Below are 23,222 nucleotides of genomic sequence, written 5' to 3'. Positions count from 1 at the left end.
GGTCAGCCCCGGGTGTCGACCGGCCGCTCGAAGAAGGATTCGAGGACCACGATCGTCTGCGTGCCGGTGACGCCCTCGATCGCGAAGAGCCGGCGCAGCGACGCCTGGAGGTCTTCGGTCGTCGCCGTGCGCACCTTGACGAGCAGCGACGCCGGGCCGGCGATGACGTGGGCCTCCACGACTTCGGGCAGCGCTTCGAGCGCTTCGCGCACGGAGCGGTCACCCATCCAGGCGTTCGCTTCGACGAGCACGAAGGCCGCGACCCCGCGGCCGACGGCGGCCGGGTCGACGTCCACGGTGGTCCGCCGGATGACGTCCTGGTCCCGCAGCTTGCGCACGCGTTCGTGGGCCGCGCCCGCGGAGAGCCCGACGGCTTTGCCGAGGGCGGCGTACGCCTGTGTCGCGTCGCGCTGAAGTTCAGTGAGCAGTACACGGTCTACTTCGTCCACCGCTTGACCATATCAAGTTCAGTACTCCATGCTTTTCACAGAATCTCATGAGGAGCTGGCGATGGACCTGATCAAGACGGACTTCCAGGTGCTGGACGAGCGGTTCGCCCGCGTGAACGGCGACGAGTGGACGCAGCGCCTGCACACCGGCTGCCGCTGGACGGAGGGACCGGCGTACTTCCCGGCCGGCCGCTACCTCGTGTTCTCCGACATCCCCAACGACCGCACGCTGCGCTGGGACGAGACGACCGGCCGGGTCGGCGTCTTCCGCCAGCCGTCGAACTACGCGAACGGGCACACCGTCGACCGCCACGGACGGCTGATCAGCTGCGAGCAGGGCCCCCGCCGCGTGACGCGCACCGAGCACGACGGCTCGATCACGGTGCTGGCGTCGGAGTACCGGGGGAAGCGGCTGAACAGCCCGAACGACGTGGTCGAGCACTCGGACGGGTCAATCTGGTTCACCGACCCGAGTTACGGCATCGACAGTGATTACGAGGGGTACCGGGCGGAGAGCGAGATCGGCGCGTGCCACGTGTACCGGGCGGCGCCGGACGGTTCGGTGGCGATCGTGGCGGACGACTTCAGCCGGCCGAACGGCCTGGCGTTTTCCGCGGACGAGTCGCGGTTGTACATCGCGGACACGCGTCAGACGCCCAGCCACATCAGGGTGTTTTCGGTCGGTCAAGAAGGGAAGCTGACGGGCGGCGACATCTTCGCGACGAGCGACAGCGGCGGCTTCGACGGGGTCCGGGTGGACAGCGAGGGGCAGGTTTGGGCCGCGGCTCACGACGGGCTGCACTGCTTCGCCGCGGACGGCACGAGGATCGGCAAGCTGCGGATCCCGGAGGTGTGCTCGAACTTCACGTTCGGCGGTGCAAGGGGCAACGAGCTGTTCATCACGGCTTCGAGCTCGCTGTACACGCTGAGGGTGACGGTGAACGGAGCTCGCTACCCGCGCTGATCCCGGCCTCCTCATATGCCCGCATGGGCCTCCGGGCTAGCCGGGTGTGGCCGCCTCCACTCGCTCCACCACTGCGTCGCGGCGGCGCCAGGCTCGGCTCACCTGGACCAGCCAGGCCGCCTCGGCCGCCACGTCCGCCTCCGCGTCCGGTTCCGCGGTGTGGTCGGGCTCGCGGTCGAAACGGCGTCCCGCGCGGCCCGCCTCGATCGCCGCCGCCAGGGTGACCGCCTCCACCGTTGCCGCCACCTCCGCCTCGGGGACGCCCGCTCGGCGGGCCGCCGCCTCCGCCCGGGCCGGGAGGTCCGGGTCGAAGTGGGCGCGCAGCGCCAGGTGGCCGTCGCGGATTTCGATCACCCTGCGGTACAGCGCGAACTCCGCGCCTCCGGCCAGTTCGCGCCCCGGGTCGAGGGCGATGCCCGGGACCGCCGTGCGCAGCGCCGTCCACAGTGGCTCGATGCGGCGGTACGCCCGGTACGCCCGCACCCGGCCGATCACCGACGAGACCGCCGGCGACCAGGCGCTGAGCGTCGCCCCGGCCGCCACGCACACGACCGTCACCGCCGCGAGGATCGAGGACGGCAGGTCCTCGCGGGCGCCGATCCGGGCCGTCCGGGCCAGCCGGACCACGTCGTCGACGTCCCAGAACGTCCACGCGGTCGCCGAGCCGACGCCGACGACCAGCAGCCACAGCCCGGCCCGCAGCGGGCCCGGCTCCGCGTGCCACGCGCTGCGGACGAACACCGCGAACAGCAGGCCGAGGCTGATCAGGCTGTACAGCAGGAATACCACTTTGTCGCCGAGCGCGAACGGCAGGCCGGCGTCCGAGAAGACCGTGTCGTCGCCCACGCGCCGCGGATCGGAAAGCGCGAAGCACACCGCGAGCAGCACCATGGTCGCGCCGGTGAACAGCGCGTGCGGGGCGAGCCGCGCCCCCTCGCCGCGCCACACCGACTGCGTGAAAGCCGTCGCGAACCCGATCGCGCCCAGTTTCAGCTCGTCGCCGGCCAGGCTCAGGACCCACTCGGCCACCGGGCCCGGGCCGGCGAGGGCCGACATCGCGGGCGTCAGCACGACAATGCCGGTGGCGATGCAGATGCCGAAGCCGGCGAGGAACCACATCGTGCGTGCCGGCTGGCTGCGGCGGGCCTCGATGAGCTTGTACCCGAACCCGGCGAAGCCCACCGCACACAGGTAGTAGGCGAGGCTTTCGATCACGACGTGCGGCGGCCGAACACGGAATCGAAGCGCCGCACGCCGTCCGGGACGCCGGGCGCGGGTTCGCGCGCCTGGGCGGGCCGGACGACGCGCTGGGCGAGCAGGCTCGCGACGAGCTCGGCTTCGCGCTCCTCGACCTCCGAGTAGGTGGTGCGCCCGAGCACCCGCCGGACGAGCTCGGGTGAGAGATTCGGCATGAGCTGCCGGCCGGCGGCGTCGATGGCCACGCCGTCGGCGCCGGTCGTGCGGCCGCCGGCGCCGACGTGGCCGCACAGCAGGTGCCCGACCTCGTGCAGCACGATGTGCCGCCGGTGCAGGGCGGTCGTGTTGGTCGGGTAGAGGATGTAGTCGGCGCGTTCGGTGCTCATCAGCAACCCGCACGGCGCGCCTTCGGGCGCGCTGACCGGCATCAGTTCGATGGGACGCCCGCGCTCGGCGGCCAGGCCCGCGACGAAGTCACGGGCATCGAACGGTTCGGGCAGGCTGACACCGTCGGCGACCTGACGGGCCCGCTGCCACAGCGAGCGGGCGGGTCGCCGCCGCCACGATGATCGCGCCACTGTCAGGCCTCCCTCGCCACACCCCGGCCGAACGGCTTCGGCACGTTCAACGCGGCAAAGCGCGTGTGGTTGCGCGGCCGGGGAAAATCCGACGCGCGGACGCCGCACATGGTTCCACACCGGCGTTCCGGAACCCGGACCCGTGGTTCGCGGCCGCCCCCGGCTTCGAGGGCGAAAGCACCGCCGCCCTCAGCTCTCCTTCTTCGGGCCGCCGCGGCCGGCCTCCCTCCGGGCGATCGCGTCGATCATGTCGCTGATCGTGTCGAGGCCGTCCGAGGACAACGTCACCGCTCGCAACGCCAGATCCCGGACCCCCGCGTCGCGCAGGGCGCCCAGCAGCGCCAGCTCTTCCGCGATCTTCCGGCTCTGCTCGTCGTCGAAGAAGTACGCCGGGGGGACGCCGAAGAACTGGGCCAATGCCTCGAGGTGGCGCTTGGTCGGGTTGTCGCGGCGGCCCGTGCGCAGCTGCCACAAGTACGTCGTCGAAAAGCTCTCGCCTGTCGCTTCGCGGCAGGCCTTCGCGACCTCTTCGTTGCTGTACGGCTCCCGATCGGGCCTGCGGACCACGTGGAACAGCCGGTCGATCTTGTCGGCCAGCGTCGACTTTCCGGGCTCCATGACCACGATGCACTCCCTCAGCTACCAGGCGTATTCATCCTAGCTGAAAGGTGAACCCCCTTTATCTACCCGAGTTCGCCCTCGGCCGCGGCTGGCACCGCGGGCACGAGAACGACGACCGGTTCATGAACGGCTCCCGCCGGATCGCCGTGCCGCACCGGTGGCACGGCAGCCCTTCCTGGCCGTACGCGTCCAGCGACCGGTCGAAGTAGCCCGACTGGCCGTTCACGTTCACGTACAGCGCGTCGAACGACGTGCCGCCCGCGCCCAGCGCCGCGTTCATCACGTCCGACGCCGCCGACAGCAGCTCGCGCCCCTTCGCCGTGGTCAGCTTTTCGGTGGGCCGGGCCCAGTGCAGGCGAGCGCGCCACAACGCTTCGTCCGCGTAGATGTTGCCGATGCCCGACACCAGCGTCTGGTCGAGCAGCGCCCGCTTGACCTCGGTGCGCCGCGACCGGAGCGCGCGCACCGCCGTGTCCAGGTCGAACTCCGGGTCCATCGGGTCGCGGGCGATGTGCGCGATCGTGTCCGGGAGCAGGACGTCGCCGCCGATGTCACTGAGGTCGTCGAGCGCCAGGCCGCCGAACGTCCGCTGGTCGACGAACCGCAGCTCCGGACCGTCGTCTTCGAAGCGCAGGCGCACCCGCAGGTGCTTCTCGTCCGGCGCGCCCTCCGGCTGGACGAGCATCTGCCCGCTCATCCCCAGGTGGGCCAGCAGCGCCTCCTTGTCGGACAGCTCCAGCCACAGGTACTTGCCCCGGCGCCGCGCCGCCTCGACGCGGGTGCCGGCGAGCCGCTGCGTGAAGTCCTCCGCGCCCAGTGCGTGCCGGCGGATGGCGCGCGGGTGCAGGACCTCCGCCTCGCGGATGGTCCGCCCCGCGACGTGCGCCTGCAGGCCCAGGCGGACGACTTCGACCTCGGGAAGTTCGGGCATACGGCCATTGTGCCCGGCGGGTACGACACTTTTCGGAACGGCACCGTTGCGGAGGCACCTAGGCGGCCGGTCCGACGTCCGCCTTCGTCAGCGGGACCCGGGTCGTCCCCGAGGCGGCGTACTCGTCGGCGCCGACGTCGAAGGTGCCCGTCCGGGCCTGCAGGTCGAAGTCCTTGGCGGCGTACGGGTACGACCCCGCTCCGGCGTCGACCGCCGGGCTGCCCGGAGCCAGCCGGTAGAGCCCGGCCGCGTCCTTGACCAGCTTCGGGTCGACGGACTTCGACGGGATGCCCGCCGTGCCGCCGAAGGTGATGTTGCCCTCGTACTTGACCGTCGACCCGCTCGGCAGCGTCACCAGCGTGCCCGACGTGCCCTTGACGATGTTGTCCGCGACCACGCAGTCCTTCGGCTTGAAGTTCCCGCCGTCGCCGTCGATGACGCTGCTCGACCCGATCACCGTGTTGTAGGCGACGGTGTCGCGGTCCGGCCGGTCGTGGAGCTTGCTCGTCGGGCCGCTGTCGGCCTCTTCGCCGGAGCCGAACACGATCGCCCGGCCGCCGGAGTTGGCGACGTAGTTGTTCACGATCCGGTGGTCGTTGCCGTGGAACCGGATTCCGGAGTTGAAGAGCACGTTGCCTTCGACGGTGCTGCGGTTGCCGTGGCGCAGCACGATGTAGCCCTTGCTGTCGCGGATCGTGTTGTAGCGGATGACGTTGTCCGACGACTTGACCGAGATCGCCTCGCTGTCGCCGTCGGCCTTCTCGAAGAGGTTGTTCTCGACGACGGCGTGCGCGGGGTAGGACTGGTGGTTGCTCAGCCCCAGCCGGATCGACTCGCCGCCGTTCGAGCCGGAGAACTGGTGGTTGAAGAAGTAGTTGTGGTGCACGTGGACGTTCTGCGCCATGGCGTCCGACGGCCCGAGGATCTGCAGGAACACGCCCTGGCTGGTGCGGTTCTGGAAGACGTTGTGGTCGACCTCGGTGTCGTCGCCGTTGACCGACACCCAGTTGCCGTCGCTGCTGAGCTGGAAGTCGTTGCGGGACAGGCGGTTGTGCGACGCGCCCGCGGGGACGCTCAGCTTCGCGCTGCCCCGGAACTTGAACCCCTGCAGCACCACGTTGTGCACACCGTCGGCGAAGGAGAACGTCTTCGAGCCGGTGATCGTCGCCTTGCCGGTGTGCTCGGCCGCGATCGTCACCGGCGCCGAGCCGGTGCCGGACCGCTTGATCGACAACGTCGAACTCGCGGAGTACGAACCGTCGGCCAGGACGATCGTGTCGCCGGCGTTCGCCTTGTCCATCGCGGACTGCAGCGCCGCCAGCGAACTGACGCGGACCTGGGCGGCCGACGCCACCGGGCCGGGCACGACGACGAGCGCCACGGCGATCAGGGGAACGAAGAACAGACGCATCCGCCAAACCTCTCAGTGAGCACCGGGCGGCGGATGTCCACACGCTACTGAGCGGTCCGGGAAAGCGTCAACGGGGGTTCCCGCTGATCAGGACTCCGGTTCGGCCTTCTTCTGCGCCTCGAGTTCGGCGGACAGCGAACGCCAGGCCGTCTCGGCGGCCTTCTGCTCCGCTTCCTTCTTCGTCGACCCGGTGCCGTGGCCGAGCGGACGGCCGGCGACCAGCACCGTGGCCGTGAACTCCTTGCGGTGGTCCGGCCCGGTGTCCTCGACCTTGTACTCGGGCACGCCGAGCCCGGCCGACGCGGTCAGCTCCTGCAGGCTCGTCTTCCAGTCGAGCCCGGCCCCGCGCAGCGGCGCTTCGGCGAGCAGCGGGTCGAAGAGGTGGTGCACGAGCTTGCGGGCGACCTCGATGCCGTGCTCGAGGTACGCGGCGCCGATGACGGCTTCCAGCCCGTCGGCGAGGATGCTCGCCTTGTCCCGGCCGCCGGTGAGCTCTTCACCCTTGCCCAGCAGCAGGTGCGCCCCCAGCCCGCCCTCGCCGAGCCCGCGGGCCACCCGCGCCAGTGCGTGCATGTTGACCACGCTGGCGCGGAGCTTCGCGAGCTGACCTTCGGGCAGGTCGGGGTGTGTGGTGTAGAGGTGATCGGTGACGACGAGGCTGAGCACGGCATCACCGAGGAACTCCAGCCGCTCGTTCGGCGGCAGACCTCCGTTTTCGTACGCGTACGAACGGTGGGTCAGCGAAAGCCGGAGCAGCTCGGGGTCCAAGGTGACCCCGAGCGCTTCGAGCAACAGCGCCCGATCGGCTACTGGTCCCCCGGGCGTCTTGCCCCCCATGTCGGCTACCCGATCAGGCGGGCTCGACGACCTGGCGGCCGTTGTGCTGGCCGCACGACGGGCACGCGACGTGCTGGAGCTTCGGCTGCTTGCAGGCGCGGTTGGAGCAGGGCACCAGCTGCACCGGAGCCGCCTTCCACTGGCTGCGGCGGGAGCGCGTGTTGGATCGCGACATCTTCCGCTTCGGGACGGCCACGAGTAGATCTCCTTATGACGGTCTGCTCGCGGTGCGAGCGAACTTTCCTCCGGAACGAGCTGGACGCTCGTCAGGCTTGCTCAGCTGGGCCCAGGCTTTTCGCCCGCGTTCTCGTCGAAGCGCTCGACGAGTGCGGCCCACCGAGGGTCTATCTTCTCATGCCCGTGTCCGGGCTCGAGATCGGCCCACTTGACGCCGCAGTCCGTGCAGAGCCCGGCGCAGTCCTCGGTGCACAGCGGCGCCAGCGGCAGGGCCAGCACGACCGCGTCGCGGACGATGGGTTCGAGGTCGATCCGGTCGTCGACCAGCCGGGGGATCTCGTCCTCTTCGGTGGTCTCCTCGGTGGCCGAGCCCGGGTACGCGAACAGCTCCTGGACCTCGACCTCGACCTCTTCGGTCAACGGGTCGAGGCAGCGGGCGCAGGTGCCCTTCGCGGTGGCCCGCGCGGTGCCGCTGACCAGGACGCCTTCGACGACGGACTCGAGGAGCAGGTCGAGTTCCAGCTCGGAGCCGGCTTCGATGGTGATGACATCGGGGACGCCGAGCGGCGTCTCCACCGGCACGCTGCGCTTGACGGCGCGGCTGAGGCCGGCGTGACGGCCGAGCTCACGGGTGTCGATCACCCACGGGCTGCGGTCGTCGAGCTGGGGGGTCTTGTTCTCGGACATCCAGTCCAGGGTACGCACTGGTCGCCACCCCTTTTGAGCAGGCACCCGGGCAGGTCGGGCGGCGATGGCCTCGGATGCGCCCCCTCGCGAGTGCCCGCCCCCTCACGCGTGCGCCCCCCTCGCGCGGGCCCGCCCTCCCCAGGGGGCCGGTCCCTGGTCCAGTCTATCCGGGGTGAGCGACGAAAAGCCGGGAAAGCCGCAGGTGAGGATCGGTTGTCCACAGCCCTGCCGAGATGTGGATGCTCTGCCGAGATGGGGAAACCCCGTGATGAGCCCCGGCGGCCGGAACCGGCCTGCCGAGGCACGGAAAGCCCAGCGGCGAGCCCCGGCGACCAGAAGGGGCCTGCCGAGATGCAGAAAGCCCGGTGACGAACCCCGGCGAGGCTGAGAAGCTCGTCACACCTGGTAGTCGTACAGCGTCGGCCGGCCGCCCGAGCTGGGCAGGTTGGCCGGCGACCGCAGGTGGTTGCGCCCCGAGTCCACCGTTCGCAGCGTCGTCGCCAGCAGCTCCGAGAACTCCGCCAGCTTCCCGTCCACGTACGCGTCGCAGTCCGCGCGCTGGCGGTCGGCCTCCGCGTGGGCCTCGTCGACGATCCGGGCGGACTCCGCGTGCGCCGCCTGGACCACCTCCGTCTGGGCCACCAAACGGGCCTGCTCGGCCCGGCCGTCCTCGATCGCGCGGTCGTACGCGTCGCGGCCCGCCTGGATCATGCGCTCGGATTCCGCCCGGGAGCGGTCCGTGAGGTTCTGGTACTCCGCCTGGCCCGCCGCCACCGTGCGGTCGGCCTGGTCGTGCGCGTCGGCGAGCATCTGCTCCGCGCGGGCCCGCGCGTCGGCGAGGATGCGCTCCGCTTCGTCCGTCGCGTCGGCGATCGCGCGCTCGGCCTCGGCGTTCGCGCCCGCCACCGTCTCGCCCGCCTCCTTGCGGGCCGCGTGGATCAGGTCGTCGCGCTTGTCGAGGACGTCCTGGGCGTCGTCGATCTCCGCCGGCAGCGCGTCTCGGACGTCGTCGAGGAGCTCGAGCACGTCACCCCGGGGTACGACGCAGCTGGCCGTCATCGGGACGCCGCGCGCCTCCTCGACGATGGTGACGAGCTCGTCGAGCGCCTCGAAAACCCGGTACACGGCAACTCCAATCCCCTGTCGCTGTGCCCAGTCTGCCCGCATCGGGCGCCGAAGCGGTGAACGCCACCGGCACCGGGCGTGTCCCCCCTGGACCACGCCCGGTGCCGGCTCCCCCTTACGGCAGCACGAACGCCGGATCGGTGATCACCCGCGTGAGCTGCTCCTTGCTCAGCTGCACCGAGTCGTCGGCGTCGTCCGCCGCGTCCACGAGCGTCACCGTCGAGCCGTCGGCCCGGCGGAGGACGCCGACGAAGCCGCGCAGCTTCGTGAATCCCCCCGAACTCGCGTAGCCGGTTTCGTACACCACCAGCACCGCTCCGCCGGGCTGCGGGATCCGCTCGCAGTCCGGCCCCTGCTTCGGGCAGGACCGGGCGAACGGGACGTGGTCGTCCGGCACCTGCCGGCCGTACACCGTCAGCTGGAAGGTCCCCGGCCGTCCGCCGGCCTCGGCGAAGGTGGCGGTCACCGCCATCCGGCCGGGTCCGATGGCGTCGGCCGGGGACGTGCCGACCGTCAGCCCCCGCAGCCCCGGGAACACCCCGGTCACGGCGTCCGCGAGGGCCTGCCGGATCCGCGCCTGCTCGGCGAGCGACGGCGGGGACGGCGGAGCGGCCGGTGACACCGGAGGCGTCCGGGGAGCGAACAACGCCAAGGCGGCGACGGCCACCGCCACCACCGAAACGACGATCCCCACCCGGCGCCGCCGGGTGTGCCACGCCGCGCGGTCGGCGACCTCGTCGGTGTCGAAGCCGAGCGGCGGCTCCCCCAGGTCCAGCTCACGCAGCCGGGTTTCGAGATCGGTCATCACGCGCTCCTCTCCGCGCTGTGCTCGAGCACACCCCGGAGGGTCTCGAGCCCGCGGGCGGCCTGGCTGCGAACGGTTCCCTCGGAGCAGCGCAGCACTTCCGCGACCTCGGCCGCCGGGAGGTCGGCGCAGTAGCGGAGGACGACCGCGGCGCGCTGCTTCGGCGGCACCTCGGCGAGGGCACGCAGGAGCGGGCCGGAAATCCCGGTGTCGGGCGCGGGAGCGGGCTGGTCCGGCACGACGCCGTCACGGCGTTCGCGCCGCCGCCACGGCCGCCGGGACTCGTCGAGCCAGCAGCGCAGCAGGACCTGCCGGGCGTAGTTGTCGACCGGTCCGCGCCGGGTGATCTTCGGCCACACCCGGTACAGCTTGACCAGTGCGTTCTGGACCAGGTCCTCCGCGAGGTGCCAGTCACCGCACAGCAGGTACGCCGTGCGTCTCAGTGCCCAGGCACGCGCCCGGGCGAACTCCCGGAAGTCCGCGTCGTCCGCAGCCCGCATCGCGCCTCCTCGTCCGTCTTCCGGTGTACCTCACGGACGAGGGGGCGCGGCGCGTTGCACGGATCAGGAATTCAGGTCGATCCGCTTGAAGGTGGCGTAGCGGTCGGGCGTGTAGGCCAGCTCGCCCGCCTTGCCGGAGATCACGCGGTCGCTCGTGCCGACGGCGAAGAGCTTGTAGTAGCCGGACGCGCAGGCCGGGAGCACGCCCTCGCGGTTCTCGTAGGTGGTGCCGGCCGAGGTGCCGTTGCGGACGTTGTCCACGACGGTCCTGGCCGCCGACGACAGCTGCGAGTAGCCGATCTTCGCCAGGCCCGAGAGGTCGCCGCAGGCGTGCGTCGTCCCGCCGCCGATGTCGATGACCTTGAAGGTGGCGTAGTGGTCGCCGGTGTAGAAGTACTCGCCGGCGCTGCCGGTCACGATCCGGCGCGTGCCGCGGGTGCTCGAGCCCGGCGTGGGCACCGTGTACTCGTGGTAGTAGCCCGACGCGCAGGCCGGGAGGACGCCTTCCCGGTTGTCGAAGACGACGCCGTCGTTCTTCGGGTACGGGAACGGCCCGTTCGTCTGGATCAGGTGGTACGTCGTCGTCGCTTCCGGCGGCAGCGCCGAAAGCGTCGTGTGCGAGAAGCCGGCCAGGTTCCCGCAGGCGTTCTGGGCGGCCACCGCGGGGGAAGCCGCGGTGGTGACCCCGGCGAACAACGTCGCCAAGAGCGCGAGCAGGACGGCAGCCAGGCGCGATCGGTAGTTGGTCATTTTCGGACCGTAACCCGATCGAATGATCGTCAGGAGACGCCGACGTGAACTCCCGCATCACCGGGCCGAAGTCCCGACGAACGGAGGGGGCCGAACGACGGGAACCGGACACGCGCGCGTCCGATGTGGACCCGGCGCGGATCAGCCGCCGAGCTTCGGGAACTTCTCCGAGAGGCGTTCGTAGACGATCGGCGGCACGAACCGCTCGATGTCGCCGCCGAGCGCGGCGACCTCCTTGACCAGCGAGCTGGACACGAAGCCGTACACCGGGTTGTTCGCCATCAGCAGCGTCTCGACGCCGGTGAGCTCCCGGTTCATCTGCGCCATCTGCAGCTCGTAGTCGAAGTCGCTGACCGAGCGCAGGCCCTTGGCGACCGCGGCGATGTCGTTGTCGCGGCAGTAGTCGACCAGCAGGCCCTCCCACGAGTCGACCCGCACGTTCGGCAGCTTCGCGGTGATCTCGCGGAGGATCTCCAGGCGCTCCTCGATCTCGAAGAGGCCCTTCTTGTTCTTGTTCACCCCCACCGCGACGACGACCTCGTCGAACAGCACGCTGGCGCGTTCGATGATGTCGAGGTGCCCGTTGGTGGCCGGATCGTAGGAACCGGGACAGACCGCACGCCGCATGGCGCGGACGCTACCGTGCCGGACCCGGTCTCCGCCGCGTGGCTCACGCCACAGCCGCGTACTCCGCCCAGAAGACGGCCGTGTCGCCGTACTTCTTCGTGCGCGTCGGCTCGAAGCCCGGCGGCCAGTCCGGCTCGCCGTCGCGCGCGGCGCGCTCGATCACGACCAGGGCCGAGGGCCCGAGCCAGCCGCCCGCGGCCAGCGAGGCCAGCACGGACCCGAGCGCGGCCGCGTCCACCGCGTAGGGCGGGTCGGCGAGCACGAGGTCGAACGCGGCGGGCGCGGGCGCGGCGACGACCGCCTCGACCTGCCCGGCCCGGACCGTGCCGCCCAGGCCCACGGCCGCGACGTTGCCGCGCAGGACGTCCACCGCCCGCCGGTCGGACTCCACGAACAGCGCGTCCGCCGCGCCGCGGGAGAGGGCTTCGAGGCCGAGCGCGCCGGAGCCGGCGTAGAGGTCGAGGACGCGGGCGCCGTCCAGCTCGCCCGCCGTCTCCAGGGCGTTGAACAGGGCTTCCCGCACGCGTTCCGACGTCGGCCGGGTGCCCTTCGGCGGCACCTTCAGCCGCCGTCCGCCCGCCGTCCCGGCCACGATCCTGGTCACCCCCCGATTGTGCGGGGCAGCCGTACCGAGCGGATGACCGGGACACGGGTGTCCCCGCCCGGGCCACCGCGTAGAGTCGTTCTTCGCCCTCGGAGGCGATCCCAAAAGCTGTCAAGGAGCCATGCGTGTCCGAACCTCGGGTCAGACGGGCCGAGATCGCCATCGAGCAAGCCCACGTCGATCGCGTGTACACCCGTCTGGACGAACTGCGGGTGCAGGCCGAGGCCATGCGCGCGAAGGGCTACGAGATCGGCCAGGGAGCGCAGCGCGAGGCGATCTTCGAGCAGGCGTCGATGCTGTTCGAGCGCGACATGATGGTCTACCACGCCAACCAGACGCTGCAGACGCTCGACGCCGAGTACGAGGGTCTCGTCTTCGGCAGGCTCGACGACCGCGCGGGAGAACGCACCTACGTCGGCAGGCTCGGCATCCGCGACGCCGAGTTCGACAACCTCGTCACGGACTGGCGCGCGCCGGCCGCGGCGGCGTTCTACCAGGCCACGGCCGAGGAACCGATGGACGTGGTGCGGCGGCGGGTGATCCGCTGCTCGGGCCAGAACGTCCTCGACGTCGACGACGACGTGCTGATCGCCGACGCCGTGCCCGAGGACATGGCGATCGTCGGCGAAGGCGCGCTGATGGCCGCGCTGGGGCGCTCGCGCGGCGAGAAGATGCGCGACATCGTCGCGACCATCCAGAAGGAGCAGGACGAGGTCATCCGGGCGCCCTGGCGCGGGGTCACCGAGATCACCGGCGGGCCGGGCACCGGGAAGACCGCGGTCGCGCTGCACCGCGCCGCCTACCTGCTGTACCGCTACCGGCGCCAGCTCGGCGGGGCCGGTGTGCTGGTGATCGGGCCGTCGGGCGTGTTCACCAGCTACATCTCCCGGGTCCTCCCCTCGATGGGGGAGACGAACGTCGAACTGCGCGCGCTCGGCGAAGTCCTCGACGGCCTGGAGGCGACCCGGCAGGACGCGGCGCCGCTCGCCGCCGTCAAGGGATCGCTGCGGATCCGGAAGGTGCTGCTGCGGGCGCTGCGCGACACGCCGCCGGAGGCGCCGGAGGAGATGCGGATCGTCTACCGCGGCGAGGTGCTGAAGCTGAACGCGCGCGAGCTGGAGAAGGTCCGCCGCAAGGCCCACACGCAGGGCGCGCCGCCGAACCGCTCGCGGATCCGGGCGGCCGAGCTGCTGCTGGACGCCCTCGCCGCGAAGGCCGAGGAGCACGCGAAGGACGACGGCAGGCAGATCGACCGCGCCGAGCTGATCACCGACCTCGGCGAGCGGATTGACTTCCACCGCTTCCTCGTCGTGTGGTGGCCGGTGCTGTACCCGGCGCAGATCCTCAAGTGGCTGGGCGACGAGAAGCGGCTGGCCGCGGCCGCGAAGGGCGTGCTGAACCGCCACGAGATCTCGATGCTGGCCGCGGACTTCGCGGACCGGTCGCGGGGCTGGTCGATCGCGGACGTGGCGTTGCTGGACGAACTGCGCGTGCTGGTCGGGCCGCCGCCGAAGCGCAAGCGGCGGCAGGTGCTCGAGGTCGAGCCGGAACGCTCGGGCGGGGCACCGACCCGGCCGGAGCACTACGACGAGTACTCCCACGTGGTCGTCGACGAGTCGCAGGACCTTTCCCCGATGCAGTGGCGGATGGTCGGCCGGCGCGGCAAGTACGCGAGCTGGACGGTGGTCGGCGACCCGGTGCAGAGCTCGTGGCCGGACCCCGCGGAAGCGGCTTCGGCGCGCGACCAGGCCTTCGGCGTCAAGACCGCCCGGCGGCGGTTCACGCTGCGCACGAACTACCGGAACTCGGCGGAGATCTTCGACCTGGCCGCGAAGGTGGTGGCCGGGCACGCGGAGGCGGGCGAACTGCCGGTGGCGGTCCGCCGCACGGGCGTGGAGCCGGAGGTCCGCCCGGTGGAGGCGGCCGGCCTGGCCGCGGCGACGCAGGCGGCGGTGAAGGAACTGCTGGGCGCGGTGGAGGGCACGGTCGGCGTGATCACGGCGATGGACCGGGTGCCGGAGGTCGCGGGCTGGCTGTCGGGGCAGGCCGACGAGCGGCTGAAGGTCGTGGGCAGCCTCGACTCGAAGGGCCTGGAGTACGACGCGGTGGTGCTGGTGGAGCCGGTCGAACTGATCACGGAGTCGACGACGGGCCGCCGGGTGCTGTACGTGGCGCTGACCCGGGCGACGCAGCAGCTGATCGTGCTCGCCTCGAACCCGGACTGGATTCCCGCCGCCTGACGCCTTCGTGGCTGGAAGGTCGGCTCGCGTGGTTGGAGGGTCGGCCGGCGTACCTGGAGGGTCGGCCGGCGCGCCTGGCCGGTCGGCTCGCGTCCCTGGAGGGTCGGCCGGCGCGCCTGACGGGGTTGTCCACAACTCGGCGGGGCTGGGGACAGCTTCGCTCCAGGCTGGGATTTCCCGGCTTTTTCGTCGGACCCGCTCGATACGCTGGATGCGGGGGCAGCCCCCAGGGAGGGCGGGCTCTGCCGTCCTCCCTGAAAAGGCGGCCCACAAGCCGGCTCGCGTACCTGGACGGTCAGCTCGCGTACCTGGCCGGTCAGCTCGCGTACCGAAAGGCCGGTGTGCCTGGGGAGTCGGCCGGGTACCTGGAAGGCCGGCTGGTGCACCCGGCCGAGCGAGCCCGGCCGGAGAGACGCTGAAGGGCCCCTTCGCGGAGCGGGAGGCGGGTTCCCGTGTCCGCGAAGGGGCCCTTCAGACCCCCGGTGAAGTGAACGTCGTGGGACGACATCGTCCGAGGGCATGTCTACTCGATCCGGGTTGTTCGGTGTCCGCGCTCACCCACCGAACAACAACGCCGAACAACCCGGTCAGGGGCAGGGCGGGGTGTAGTCGAGGTCCGGGAAGCTCCCGCTCCACTCGGTTTCGGTGATCCGCGGCGAAACCGCCGCGCAGATCCGTTCGGCCGCCCGGCCGGGGTCGGCCTCCCAGAACCGTACGACGCCGTCCGCGCCCGCGCCCGCCAGCGTGTGGCCGTCCGGGGCGTACTGGGCGACGTAGACGCGGTCGCGCTGCTCGGGCAAGACCGCGTACGGCGTCGCCGTGGCGACGTCCCACAGCCGGATCGTGCGGTCGTAGCTGCCGGACGCCAGCGTCCGGCCGTCGCCGCTGAAGGACACCGACATGACGACGTCCGCGTGGCCGGCCAGCACCACCGGGGGCGGCACGCGCGCCGGGTCCGTGACGTCCCAGAGGCGCACCATCCGGTCGGCGCTCGCCGTGGCCACGTGCCTGCCGTCGGGGCTGTAGGCGATCGAGAAGATCGTGTCGGTGTGCCCGGCCAGCTTCGCCAGCGGCCGCGGCGCCCGGGGCGCCGAGATGTCCCACAGCCGCGCGGTGTGGTCCCAGCCCGCGGTGGCCAGCGTCCGGCCGTCGGGGCTGAAGGCGAGGGTGTGGACGTCGTCGTCGTGGCCCTCGAGCTTCGCGATCTCCACCGGCCGGGTGCGGTCGGCCAGGTCCCAGAGCCGGGCCGTGTGGCCGTCGCCCGCGGTGGCGAGCAGCCGGCCGTCCGGGCTGAAGGCGACCGCGTCGATGTCGTCGTGGAGCCGGTTGAACACCACGGGCGGCCCGGGGTGGGCCGGGTCGGTGATGTCCCGCAGCGTCATCGTGTGGTCCCAGCTGCCGGTGGCCAGGGTGCGGCCGTCCGGGCTGACGGCGACGCCGCACACCGCGTCTTCGAACCCGTCGATCGCGGCCAGCTCCCGCGGCGCGTGCGGGTCGGTGAGGTCGTGCAGCCGCACCGTCTTGTCGTAGCCGCCGGAGGCCAGCAGCTTGCCACCGGGCCCGAGGGCGACGTGGCACGCCTGGGCCGTGTGCGCGGGGATGCCCGGCCCCGGCAGGTCCCAGAGCCGGGCGGACTGGTCGTCGCTGGCCGTGGCGAGGGCGCGGCCGTCGCGGGTGAACACCGCGGAGACGACCGCGCCGGTGTGCCCGGGCAGCGACTGCAGTTCACGCGGCTGCCGCGGGTCGGCGACGTCCCACAGCCGGGCCGTGCGGTCGAAGCCGGTGGTGGCGAGCGTGCGCCCGTCGGCGGCGAACGCCACCGAGCGCACGGTCGCCTTGTGCGTGGTGAGCGACGCCAGCTGCGAGGGGTGGGCCGGGTCCGCGAGGTCCCACAGCCGCGCGGTCTGGTCCTGGCTCGCCGTGGCCAGCACGGGACCGGCGGGGCTGAAGGCGACCGAGTGCACGACGTCGGTGTGCCCGGCGGCGACGCCGAGCTGAGCCCGCGAAGCGACGTCCCAGACGCGCGCGGTCTTGTCGGCCGACGCGGAGGCGAGCAGCCGGCCGTCGCCGCTGAAGGCGAGGTTGTTGACGTAGGAGGTGTGCCCGGTCAGCTCCCCCGCCGGCCGCGGGTGGGCGGCGTCGGTGGTGTCGTAGAGCCGGATCGTGCCCTTGACGTCGGCGGTCGCCAGCAGCGGCCCGGCCGGGCTGAAGGCGACGGCGTAGGCCTTGCCCTCGTGCCGCTCGATCGTCGTACCGGGTCCCGGCCGGGCCGGGTCGGAGACGTCCCAGACGCGGACGGTGCCGTCGAAGCCCGCCGTGGCGACGGTCCGGCCGTCGGCCGCGAAGGCGACGTTGTTCACGTTGCCTTCGTGCCCGGCGAGCACGCCCAGCGGCACCGGGTGGTGCGGGTCGCGGATGTTCCAGAGCCGGGCCGTGCCGTCCCAGCTGGCCGTGGCGACGACCTGCCCGTCCGGGCGGAGGGCGACGGTGTTGACCCGGCCGGTGTGCCCGGTGAGCCGCGTCGCGTACGGCGAGCCGAACATGCCGAGCAGGGCGCTGCGCTCCTCGGCCCCCGGATCCAGGCGGTACGCGGCGAGCGCGAGCTGCGCGGCGAGCGCGGGGTTGGTGGCGCGCATGGCCAGCGCCTGGCCGGCGACCTTCTGGGCGAGCGCGTTGTTGCGCTGTTCGGTGGCGGTGGTCTCGGCGCGCACGGCGTAGACGGTGGCGGCCACGGCGAAGACCAGCAGCACCGCGAGCAGCGCGACCAGCTGGCGCAGCCGCCGGGTGCGCCGCCGGTCGCGTTCCCGTTCGGCGTGCTCGACGGCGAGGCTCGCGTCGAGGAACCGCCGTTCCCGCCGGGAGAGCGCGGAGTCCTGGCGCGCGGCCCACTCCCGGGCGATCGCCAGCCGGGTGCCGCGGTAGAGCCAGCCGGGGTCCTCGTCGACGGCCTCCCAGGCGCCGGTCGCCTCGGTGAGCTGCCGGTGGACGCGCAGGCCTTCGCGGTCTTCGGTGAGCCATTCGCGCAGCCGCGGCCAGCCGCGGATCAGGGCTTCGTGGGCGATTTCGATGCCGGTGTCGTCGAGGGTGACCAGCCGGGCCGCGGCCAGCTCGGCGAGAACCACGGCGGTGTCGGCTTCGTCGGCGTCCAGCTCGGTGCGGCCGATGCGCCGCTTGGTGTCCTCGGTGCCTTCGCCGAGCGCGGTCATCCGGAGGAAGATCTGCCGCACCAGCCGCTGCTGGCGTGCCGACAGCTTCGCGAAGGTGCCTTCGGACGTCTGCGCGATGGCCCGCTCGATGCCGCCGGTCGACTCGTAGCCGGCGAGGGTCAGCGTGGTGCCGCGGCGGCGCCGCCACGTCTCCAGCAGCGCGTGCGAAAGCAGCGGCAGCACGCCGGGCTGGCCGGTGGCGTCCGCCACCAGCCGGGAGACCAGGGCGTTCTCGACGCGGTACCCGGTGTCGACGGCGGGCCGCGAGATGGCCTGCCGGAGCTCCTCGGTCGTCATCGGGCCGACCAGCACCTGGGCGTCCTGCATGGCCTCGGCGAGCTCGGCGTGCCGCGCGCAGTGGGTGTAGAAGTCGGTGCGGATGCCGAGGACCACCCGGGTGCGGCTGCCCGGTTCGGTGGTCGCGGTGACGAGCGCGTCGAGGAACCGGGCCTGCTCCTCGTCGTCCTGGCAGAGGGTGAAGACCTCTTCGAACTGGTCGACGACCAGCACCAGGTCCTCTTCGGCGCCGTCGGCGAGCTGACGGGCGGCGAGGCCGAGGTTGCGCGGGTGCGCGGCGAAGTCGTCGAGCAGGGCGCCGGGCGCGACACCGAGCGCGGCGGCGAACTTGACCGCGCACTCCTGCAGCGGGCGGGGGCCCGGGGTGAGCAGCACGACCGGGCCCTTCACCGAAGGCAGCAGACCGGCCCGCAGCAGCGACGACTTCCCCGAACCGGAAGCGCCGAGGACGGCGAGAAAACGTTGTCTCGCGAGCCGTTCGACGAGTTTTTCGACAAGCCGTTCCCGGCCGAAGAAACGTTCCGCGTCGGCGGGGCCGAAAGCGGCCAGCCCGACGTACGGCGGAATTTCCCCTGGTTCCTGCTCCGGCGGTGAATCGGCACCGCCCGCGCGCGACTCTTCGGCGACGGCGTGCCAGCGTTCCTCCCATTCCCCCGGCACCCCGCCGCAGGCCCGGACATAGGCCAAGGTGACCGCCAAGCTGGGGAGTTTCCGCCCGCCGGCGGCTTCCGACAGCGTGCCGGCCGAGTAGTGCGCGCGCCGCCCGAGCTCGCGGTAGGTGGGATTCCCGGCGCTCTCGCGCAACCGCCGCAGATCGGCGGCGAATTCGATCAGCAGATCATCCCCGGGATCCAAGGGTCGCTCGGGACGCGGCACCCGACCTCCTGTTGTTCATTTTCCGATTCGCCCACCGTAGCCAATCCCGCGGCATCAGGTGCGGGAATCCAGCCGACGGCGAACAGCGTCCCGGTCGACGCCCAGTTCGCCCAGCAGATCGGCCGCCGGGTCGGGCGGAGTCAGCTTCACGAGCACCCGCAGCAGCTGGGCCGGATCGCGCGGCCGCGGTGCCCCGCGGATCGCCTCGTTGACGACCGCGCGCGCCCCGGACGTCAGCGCTCCCGGCGTCAGCTTCCCGCGCCGCGGCGGGACTTCCGCCGGGCGGAGACCGTCCACCTCGATGCCGAGCGCCGCCAGGGCGGCCCGGTCGAGGTGGTCGAGGGCCGCGCGGGCCCTGGCCAGGTCCGTGCCGAGCGCGAGCGCGCAGTCCGGGTCGTGCAGCAGGCCCAGCACCAGGTGTTCGGTGCCGAGCCGCCGGTCGCCGCGGCGGCGGGACTCCTCCAGGGCCGCCGTCACCACCGCGGCGAACGGGCTCTTGGCGATCAGCCGGTCGAGCACGAGCACCTCACTTCCCGTACTTCGCGTGCACGGACTGGCGGGCGACGCCGAGTGCGTCCCCGATCTGCTCCCACGACCAGCCGCGCTCCCGCGCGTGCGCGACGGCCGCCGCTTCGACCTGCTCGGCGAGCCGGTGCAGGGCGCCCACCGCCCGCAGCGCCACCGCCGGGTCCGTTTCCGAGACGCGTCCCGAAACCTCTTCCGCTTCCACGGGTGTCAGTCTAGCCTGACATGGTCGTCAGTTTGAACTGACATCAGGGAGGGCGTCATGGAGATCGCGGTGATCGGAGCGGGCCCGGTGGGCCTGATGGTGGCGGCGGAGCTGCGGCTCGGCGGCGTCACCCCGGTGGTCCTGGAACGGCGGGCCGCCCCGGACCCGAGGCCGCGGGCCAACGGGCTCGCCGGCCGGATCGTCGAGCAGCTGGACCACCGCGGGCTCCTCGGCCGGTTCCGGGCCGAGGCGGGGTTCGCCGGGCCGCTCCCCCGCTTTCCGTTCGGCCCGGTGGCGCTGCACTTCGCGAAGCCGCTGCCCGGGCTCATGGTGCAGCAGCCGCGAATGGAGGCCGTCCTGGCCGAGCACACCACCGAGCTCGGCGCCGAGATCCGGCGTGGGCACGAACTGGTGAGCCTCGACCCGTTCACCGTCCGCGGCCCGGACGGCGAGTACCGCGCGGAACCGGAGTACGTCGTCGGCTGCGACGGCGCGCACAGCCGCGTGCGCGAGCTGGCCGGCATCGGGTTCCCCGGCACCACCGACGGCGAACTGCTGCGCTTCGGCCACTTCCGGGCGGACGAGCCGCTGTTCGCCGAGACGACCCCCGGCTGGAGCCGCCGGCCGGGCGGGCGCGTGCTGGTGACGTCGCTGACGCCAGGTGTCGTGATCGTCGGCGTCCGGGAAGTGACGCCCGAACCGCCCGGCGAGCCGACGCTGGAGGAGTTCCGGGCCGCCGTCCGGCGGGTCCTCGGCAGCGACCTGCCGCTCGGCGAGCCGCTCTGGCTGTCGCGGACGGTGAGTTCGGCGCGGCTGGCCGAGCGGTACCGGGCCGGCCGCGTGTTCCTGGCCGGCGACGCCGCACACCTCTTCCCCGCCGGTGGGTCTTCGCTCAACGTCGGGCTGCTCGACGCGGTCAACCTCGGCTGGAAGCTCGCCGCCGTCGTGCGCGGTTCGGCGCCGGAAAGCCTCCTCGACAGCTACCACGCCGAGCGGCACCCGGTGGCGGCGCGAGCGTTGACGCACACCCGCGTCCAAGCCCTGCTGGACCGCCTGACCGGCGAGGACGGCGACGCCCTGCGGACGCTCTTCGGCGACCTGGCCGCCTTGCCCGAGGCCACGCGGCACCTGGGCGGGCTGCTGCGGGACACCGACGAGCTGCCGTACGTCGCCGACCTGCCGCTGACCGTCGACGGGAAGGCGACCCGGGTGGCCGAGGTCATGCGGGCCGCGCGGACCGTGCTGTTCGACTTCGCCGACCGCGCCGACCTGCGCGAAGCCGCCGGACCGGGCGTGAAGATCGTCACAGCCGCCTGCCCGGACGCCCCGGCCGACGCGCTGCTCGTGCGCCCGGACGGCGTCGTGACGTTCAGCGGCGGTGATCCGGCGGCGCTGAAGAAATCAAGGACGGGGGAAGCAATGGCGGCACCGGGGCGTTGACCCCGGTTGTGAGCTCACTGCCTGACGTGCCGCTGTCCGTGCTCGACCTGTCCCCCGTCTCGGAGGGGAACACCGTCGGCGAGACGCTGCGCAACACCCTGGACCTCGCCCGCGCCGCGGAACGGCTGGGCTACCACCGCTACTGGCTGGCCGAGCACCACAACATGCCCGGCATCGCCAGCTCGGCCACCGTCGTGCTGATCGGGCACGTCGCCGACGCCACCGAGCGGATCCGCGTCGGGTCGGGCGGCATCATGCTGCCCAACCACGCGCCGCTGGTCGTCGCCGAGCAGTTCGGCACCCTGGAGGCGTTCCACCCCGGCCGGATCGACCTCGGCATCGGCCGCGCGCCCGGCACCGACCAGCGCACCGCGCTCGCCCTGCGAGGGCCGGGCGGGCTGTCGGCGGAGAACTTCCCGGAGCACCTGCAGGAGCTGATCGGCTACTTCACCCACTCGGAGGCCCGCGGGGTCAACGCGGTGGTGGCCGAGGGCAACCAGCCGCCGGTGTGGCTGCTCGGCTCGAGCGGCTTCAGCGCCCAGCTGGCCGGACGGCTCGGGCTGCCGTTCTCCTTCGCCCACCACTTCGCCGCCGAGAACACCATCCCGGCCGTGCAGCTGTACCGCGAGAACTTCCGGCCCGGCGTGCTCGACGAGCCGTACGTGATGCTCGGCGTGTCCGTGGTCGCCGCCGAAACCGACGAGCGCGCCCGGTTCCTGGCCGGCCCCAGCGGGCTGACGTTCCTCAGCCTCCGCCGCGGCCGCCCGATCGCGCTGCCGACGCCGGAAGAGGCCGCGGAGTACCCGTACACCGAAATGGACCGTGCGTTCCTGGCCGAGCGCTTCGGGTCCAGCATCGTCGGCTCGCCCGAAACCGTCCAAAAGGGACTCGAGCAGCTCCTCGCCGACACCGGCGCGAACGAGCTGATGGTCACCACGATGGTCCACGGCCACACCGACCGCGTCCGCTCCTACGAGCTCCTCGCCGACCTCAAGTCCTGACCCGTGCCGAGCCGAAGGGGCACCTTCCGCACCGAAGGTGCCTTTCGGCGCACGGCTCCGGAATTGACAAAACCGGGTAGCTTGTCAAGCTCGGGTGCGACTCGGAGGTAACTTTCTTTTCCTCTGCTGACAACAAGATCGGGTCCGTTTGTCAGTACCGGACAAGAAATGTGGGGTTACCAGCCCGTGACCCCGTGATCCTGCTCAAGTTCTTGTCTCCCAGCAAGGCCGTCGTTAGCGTACCGACCAGTAGGAAACGGCACGGTATCCCCGAGACCGTGAATGGCCGACAATTGTTACTCCGTTCGGTCCATTTCCCTTTGGTCATCTCGGGCGTATTCGTCGTGCCGCCGAAACCGCTGGAGGCACACGAATGGCCGAACGGACGACGACGGCGTCGTTCCCGGGGGCGGCCGCACTGCGGCAGACCGGCCGGCTCTACGGACTCGGTTTCGACGTCGTCCGGCTGACCTTCCGCCGCCCGTTCCAGGTGCGTGAGCTGATCCAGCAGTTCTGGTTCATCGCGAGTGTGTCGATCCTGCCGACGGCGCTGGTCTCGATCCCGTTCGGCGCGGTGATCGCGCTGCACATCGGCTCGCTGACCACGCAGATCGGCGCGCAGTCGTTCACCGGCGCGGCGAGCGTGCTGGCGATCATCCAGCAGGCCAGCCCGATCGTGACGGCGCTGCTCATCGCCGGTGCCGGCGGCAGCGCGATGTGCGCCGACCTCGGCTCCCGCACCATCCGCGAAGAGATCGACGCGATGGAGGTGCTCGGCGTCTCGCCGGTCCAGCGCCTGATCGTGCCGCGGGTGCTCGCGGCGATGGGGGTCGCGGTCTTCCTCAACGGCATGGTCAGCGTCGTCGGCGTGCTCGGCGGCTACTTCTTCAACGTGATCATGCAGCACGGCACCCCGGGCGCCTACCTGGCCAGCTTCTCCGCCCTGGCCCAGCTGCCCGACCTGTGGATCAGCGAGATCAAGGCGCTCATCTTCGGCTTCGTCGCCGGGGTCGTGGCCTCCTACCGCGGGCTCAACCCCAAGGGCGGCCCGAAGGGCGTCGGCGACGCGGTGAACCAGTCGGTGGTCATCACCTTCCTGCTGCTGTTCGTGCTGAACCTCGTCCTCACCACCGTCTACCTGCAACTCGTCCCGCCCAAGGGGAGCTAGA

At 71.9% G+C, this 23,222-nt stretch carries 23 protein-coding genes; 5 read left to right on the top strand and 18 right to left on the bottom strand.

The window, feature by feature from the left end; all coding sequences use genetic code 11:
* Positions 1-2 precede the first annotated feature (2 nt).
* Positions 3-449 (bottom strand): Lrp/AsnC family transcriptional regulator, encoded by a 447-nt coding sequence (locus ACWED2_RS40880; protein WP_449695893.1) that lies wholly within the window; start codon positions 447-449, stop codon positions 3-5.
* 61 nt (positions 450-510) lie between these two features.
* On the opposite strand from ACWED2_RS40880, the gene ACWED2_RS40875 reads away from it, so the two are divergent.
* Positions 511-1,413 carry an SMP-30/gluconolactonase/LRE family protein gene (locus ACWED2_RS40875; protein WP_449695892.1) on the top strand — a complete coding sequence of 301 codons (903 nt, stop codon included), beginning with the start codon at positions 511-513 and terminating at the stop codon, positions 1,411-1,413.
* A 36-nt stretch (positions 1,414-1,449) separates the two neighbouring features.
* Here the strand turns inward: ACWED2_RS40875 and ACWED2_RS40870 are convergent, their stop codons facing one another.
* The 14 genes from ACWED2_RS40870 to rsmD all read right to left on the bottom strand — a co-directional run bounded on the left by ACWED2_RS40870 (position 1,450) and on the right by rsmD (position 12,263).
* Positions 1,450-2,628: an MAB_1171c family putative transporter gene (locus ACWED2_RS40870; protein ID WP_449695891.1), complete on the bottom strand. Its 1,179-nt coding sequence runs from the start codon at positions 2,626-2,628 to the stop codon at positions 1,450-1,452.
* Positions 2,625-3,188 (bottom strand): hypothetical protein, encoded by a 564-nt coding sequence (locus ACWED2_RS40865; protein WP_449695890.1) that lies wholly within the window; start codon positions 3,186-3,188, stop codon positions 2,625-2,627. The genes ACWED2_RS40870 and ACWED2_RS40865 overlap by 4 nt, the downstream gene beginning before the upstream one ends.
* A gap of 189 nt (positions 3,189-3,377) precedes the next feature.
* A complete protein-coding gene (locus ACWED2_RS40860; RefSeq protein WP_449695889.1) occupies positions 3,378-3,812 on the bottom strand; it encodes a helix-turn-helix domain-containing protein in 435 nt (144 codons plus the stop codon).
* A 55-nt stretch (positions 3,813-3,867) separates the two neighbouring features.
* The gene (gene mutM, locus ACWED2_RS40855; protein WP_449695888.1) at positions 3,868-4,740 is read right to left on the bottom strand and encodes a bifunctional DNA-formamidopyrimidine glycosylase/DNA-(apurinic or apyrimidinic site) lyase; all 873 of its coding nucleotides are present in this window, start codon (positions 4,738-4,740) and stop codon (positions 3,868-3,870) included.
* A 58-nt stretch (positions 4,741-4,798) separates the two neighbouring features.
* Positions 4,799-6,151 carry a polysaccharide lyase 6 family protein gene (locus ACWED2_RS40850; protein ID WP_449695887.1) on the bottom strand — a complete coding sequence of 451 codons (1,353 nt, stop codon included), beginning with the start codon at positions 6,149-6,151 and terminating at the stop codon, positions 4,799-4,801.
* Between the two features lie 87 nt (positions 6,152-6,238).
* On the bottom strand, positions 6,239-6,988 hold the full coding sequence (gene rnc, locus ACWED2_RS40845; protein WP_449695886.1) for a ribonuclease III: 750 nt from the start codon (positions 6,986-6,988) through the stop codon (positions 6,239-6,241).
* Between the two features lie 13 nt (positions 6,989-7,001).
* Positions 7,002-7,184, bottom strand: a complete 183-nt coding sequence (rpmF, locus tag ACWED2_RS40840) for a 50S ribosomal protein L32 (RefSeq protein ID WP_003090635.1) — start codon at positions 7,182-7,184, stop codon at positions 7,002-7,004.
* Between the two features lie 80 nt (positions 7,185-7,264).
* Positions 7,265-7,852 (bottom strand): YceD family protein, encoded by a 588-nt coding sequence (locus ACWED2_RS40835; protein WP_449659035.1) that lies wholly within the window; start codon positions 7,850-7,852, stop codon positions 7,265-7,267.
* Positions 7,853-8,248: 396 nt separating this feature from the next.
* Positions 8,249-8,977 (bottom strand): DivIVA domain-containing protein, encoded by a 729-nt coding sequence (locus tag ACWED2_RS40830; RefSeq protein WP_013223687.1) that lies wholly within the window; start codon positions 8,975-8,977, stop codon positions 8,249-8,251.
* A gap of 115 nt (positions 8,978-9,092) precedes the next feature.
* Positions 9,093-9,782: a hypothetical protein gene (locus tag ACWED2_RS40825; RefSeq protein WP_449695885.1), complete on the bottom strand. Its 690-nt coding sequence runs from the start codon at positions 9,780-9,782 to the stop codon at positions 9,093-9,095.
* On the bottom strand, positions 9,782-10,282 hold the full coding sequence (locus ACWED2_RS40820; protein WP_449695884.1) for a SigE family RNA polymerase sigma factor: 501 nt from the start codon (positions 10,280-10,282) through the stop codon (positions 9,782-9,784). The genes ACWED2_RS40825 and ACWED2_RS40820 overlap by 1 nt, the downstream gene beginning before the upstream one ends.
* Before the next feature lie 63 nt (positions 10,283-10,345).
* Positions 10,346-11,032 (bottom strand): ribonuclease domain-containing protein, encoded by a 687-nt coding sequence (locus ACWED2_RS40815; RefSeq protein WP_449695883.1) that lies wholly within the window; start codon positions 11,030-11,032, stop codon positions 10,346-10,348.
* A gap of 141 nt (positions 11,033-11,173) precedes the next feature.
* Positions 11,174-11,659 carry a pantetheine-phosphate adenylyltransferase gene (gene coaD, locus ACWED2_RS40810; protein ID WP_449695882.1) on the bottom strand — a complete coding sequence of 162 codons (486 nt, stop codon included), beginning with the start codon at positions 11,657-11,659 and terminating at the stop codon, positions 11,174-11,176.
* 43 nt (positions 11,660-11,702) lie between these two features.
* Entirely contained in the window at positions 11,703-12,263 is a 561-nt protein-coding gene (gene rsmD / locus ACWED2_RS40805; RefSeq protein WP_449695881.1) for a 16S rRNA (guanine(966)-N(2))-methyltransferase RsmD, read from the bottom strand.
* 125 nt (positions 12,264-12,388) lie between these two features.
* On the opposite strand from rsmD, the gene ACWED2_RS40800 reads away from it, so the two are divergent.
* Positions 12,389-14,503: a HelD family protein gene (locus tag ACWED2_RS40800; RefSeq protein WP_449695880.1), complete on the top strand. Its 2,115-nt coding sequence runs from the start codon at positions 12,389-12,391 to the stop codon at positions 14,501-14,503.
* Positions 14,504-15,090: 587 nt separating this feature from the next.
* Here the strand turns inward: ACWED2_RS40800 and ACWED2_RS40795 are convergent.
* Genes ACWED2_RS40795 through ACWED2_RS40785 form a run of 3 tightly spaced genes read right to left on the bottom strand, consistent with a single transcriptional unit; the run spans position 15,091 to position 19,612 of the window.
* Positions 15,091-18,882 carry an nSTAND1 domain-containing NTPase gene (locus ACWED2_RS40795; protein ID WP_449695879.1) on the bottom strand — a complete coding sequence of 1,264 codons (3,792 nt, stop codon included), beginning with the start codon at positions 18,880-18,882 and terminating at the stop codon, positions 15,091-15,093.
* A gap of 54 nt (positions 18,883-18,936) precedes the next feature.
* Positions 18,937-19,407: a Clp protease N-terminal domain-containing protein gene (locus ACWED2_RS40790; protein WP_449695878.1), complete on the bottom strand. Its 471-nt coding sequence runs from the start codon at positions 19,405-19,407 to the stop codon at positions 18,937-18,939.
* A 1-nt stretch (position 19,408) separates the two neighbouring features.
* Entirely contained in the window at positions 19,409-19,612 is a 204-nt protein-coding gene (locus ACWED2_RS40785; RefSeq protein WP_449695877.1) for a hypothetical protein, read from the bottom strand.
* Positions 19,613-19,669: 57 nt separating this feature from the next.
* On the opposite strand from ACWED2_RS40785, the gene ACWED2_RS40780 reads away from it, so the two are divergent.
* The 3 genes from ACWED2_RS40780 to ACWED2_RS40770 all read left to right on the top strand — a co-directional run bounded on the left by ACWED2_RS40780 (position 19,670) and on the right by ACWED2_RS40770 (position 23,221).
* Entirely contained in the window at positions 19,670-21,052 is a 1,383-nt protein-coding gene (locus ACWED2_RS40780) for an FAD-dependent monooxygenase (protein WP_449695876.1), read from the top strand.
* 8 nt (positions 21,053-21,060) lie between these two features.
* Positions 21,061-22,053, top strand: coding sequence for an LLM class flavin-dependent oxidoreductase (locus ACWED2_RS40775; RefSeq protein WP_449695875.1), 993 nt, complete (start codon positions 21,061-21,063; stop codon positions 22,051-22,053).
* Between the two features lie 373 nt (positions 22,054-22,426).
* Entirely contained in the window at positions 22,427-23,221 is a 795-nt protein-coding gene (locus tag ACWED2_RS40770; protein WP_449695874.1) for an MlaE family ABC transporter permease, read from the top strand.
* Position 23,222 lies beyond the last annotated feature (1 nt).

This window comes from Amycolatopsis sp. NPDC005003 (genome assembly GCF_053600695.1).
The sequence above is the reverse complement of the archived record's forward strand: the minus strand, read 5'-3'. Positions and strand labels throughout refer to the sequence as shown.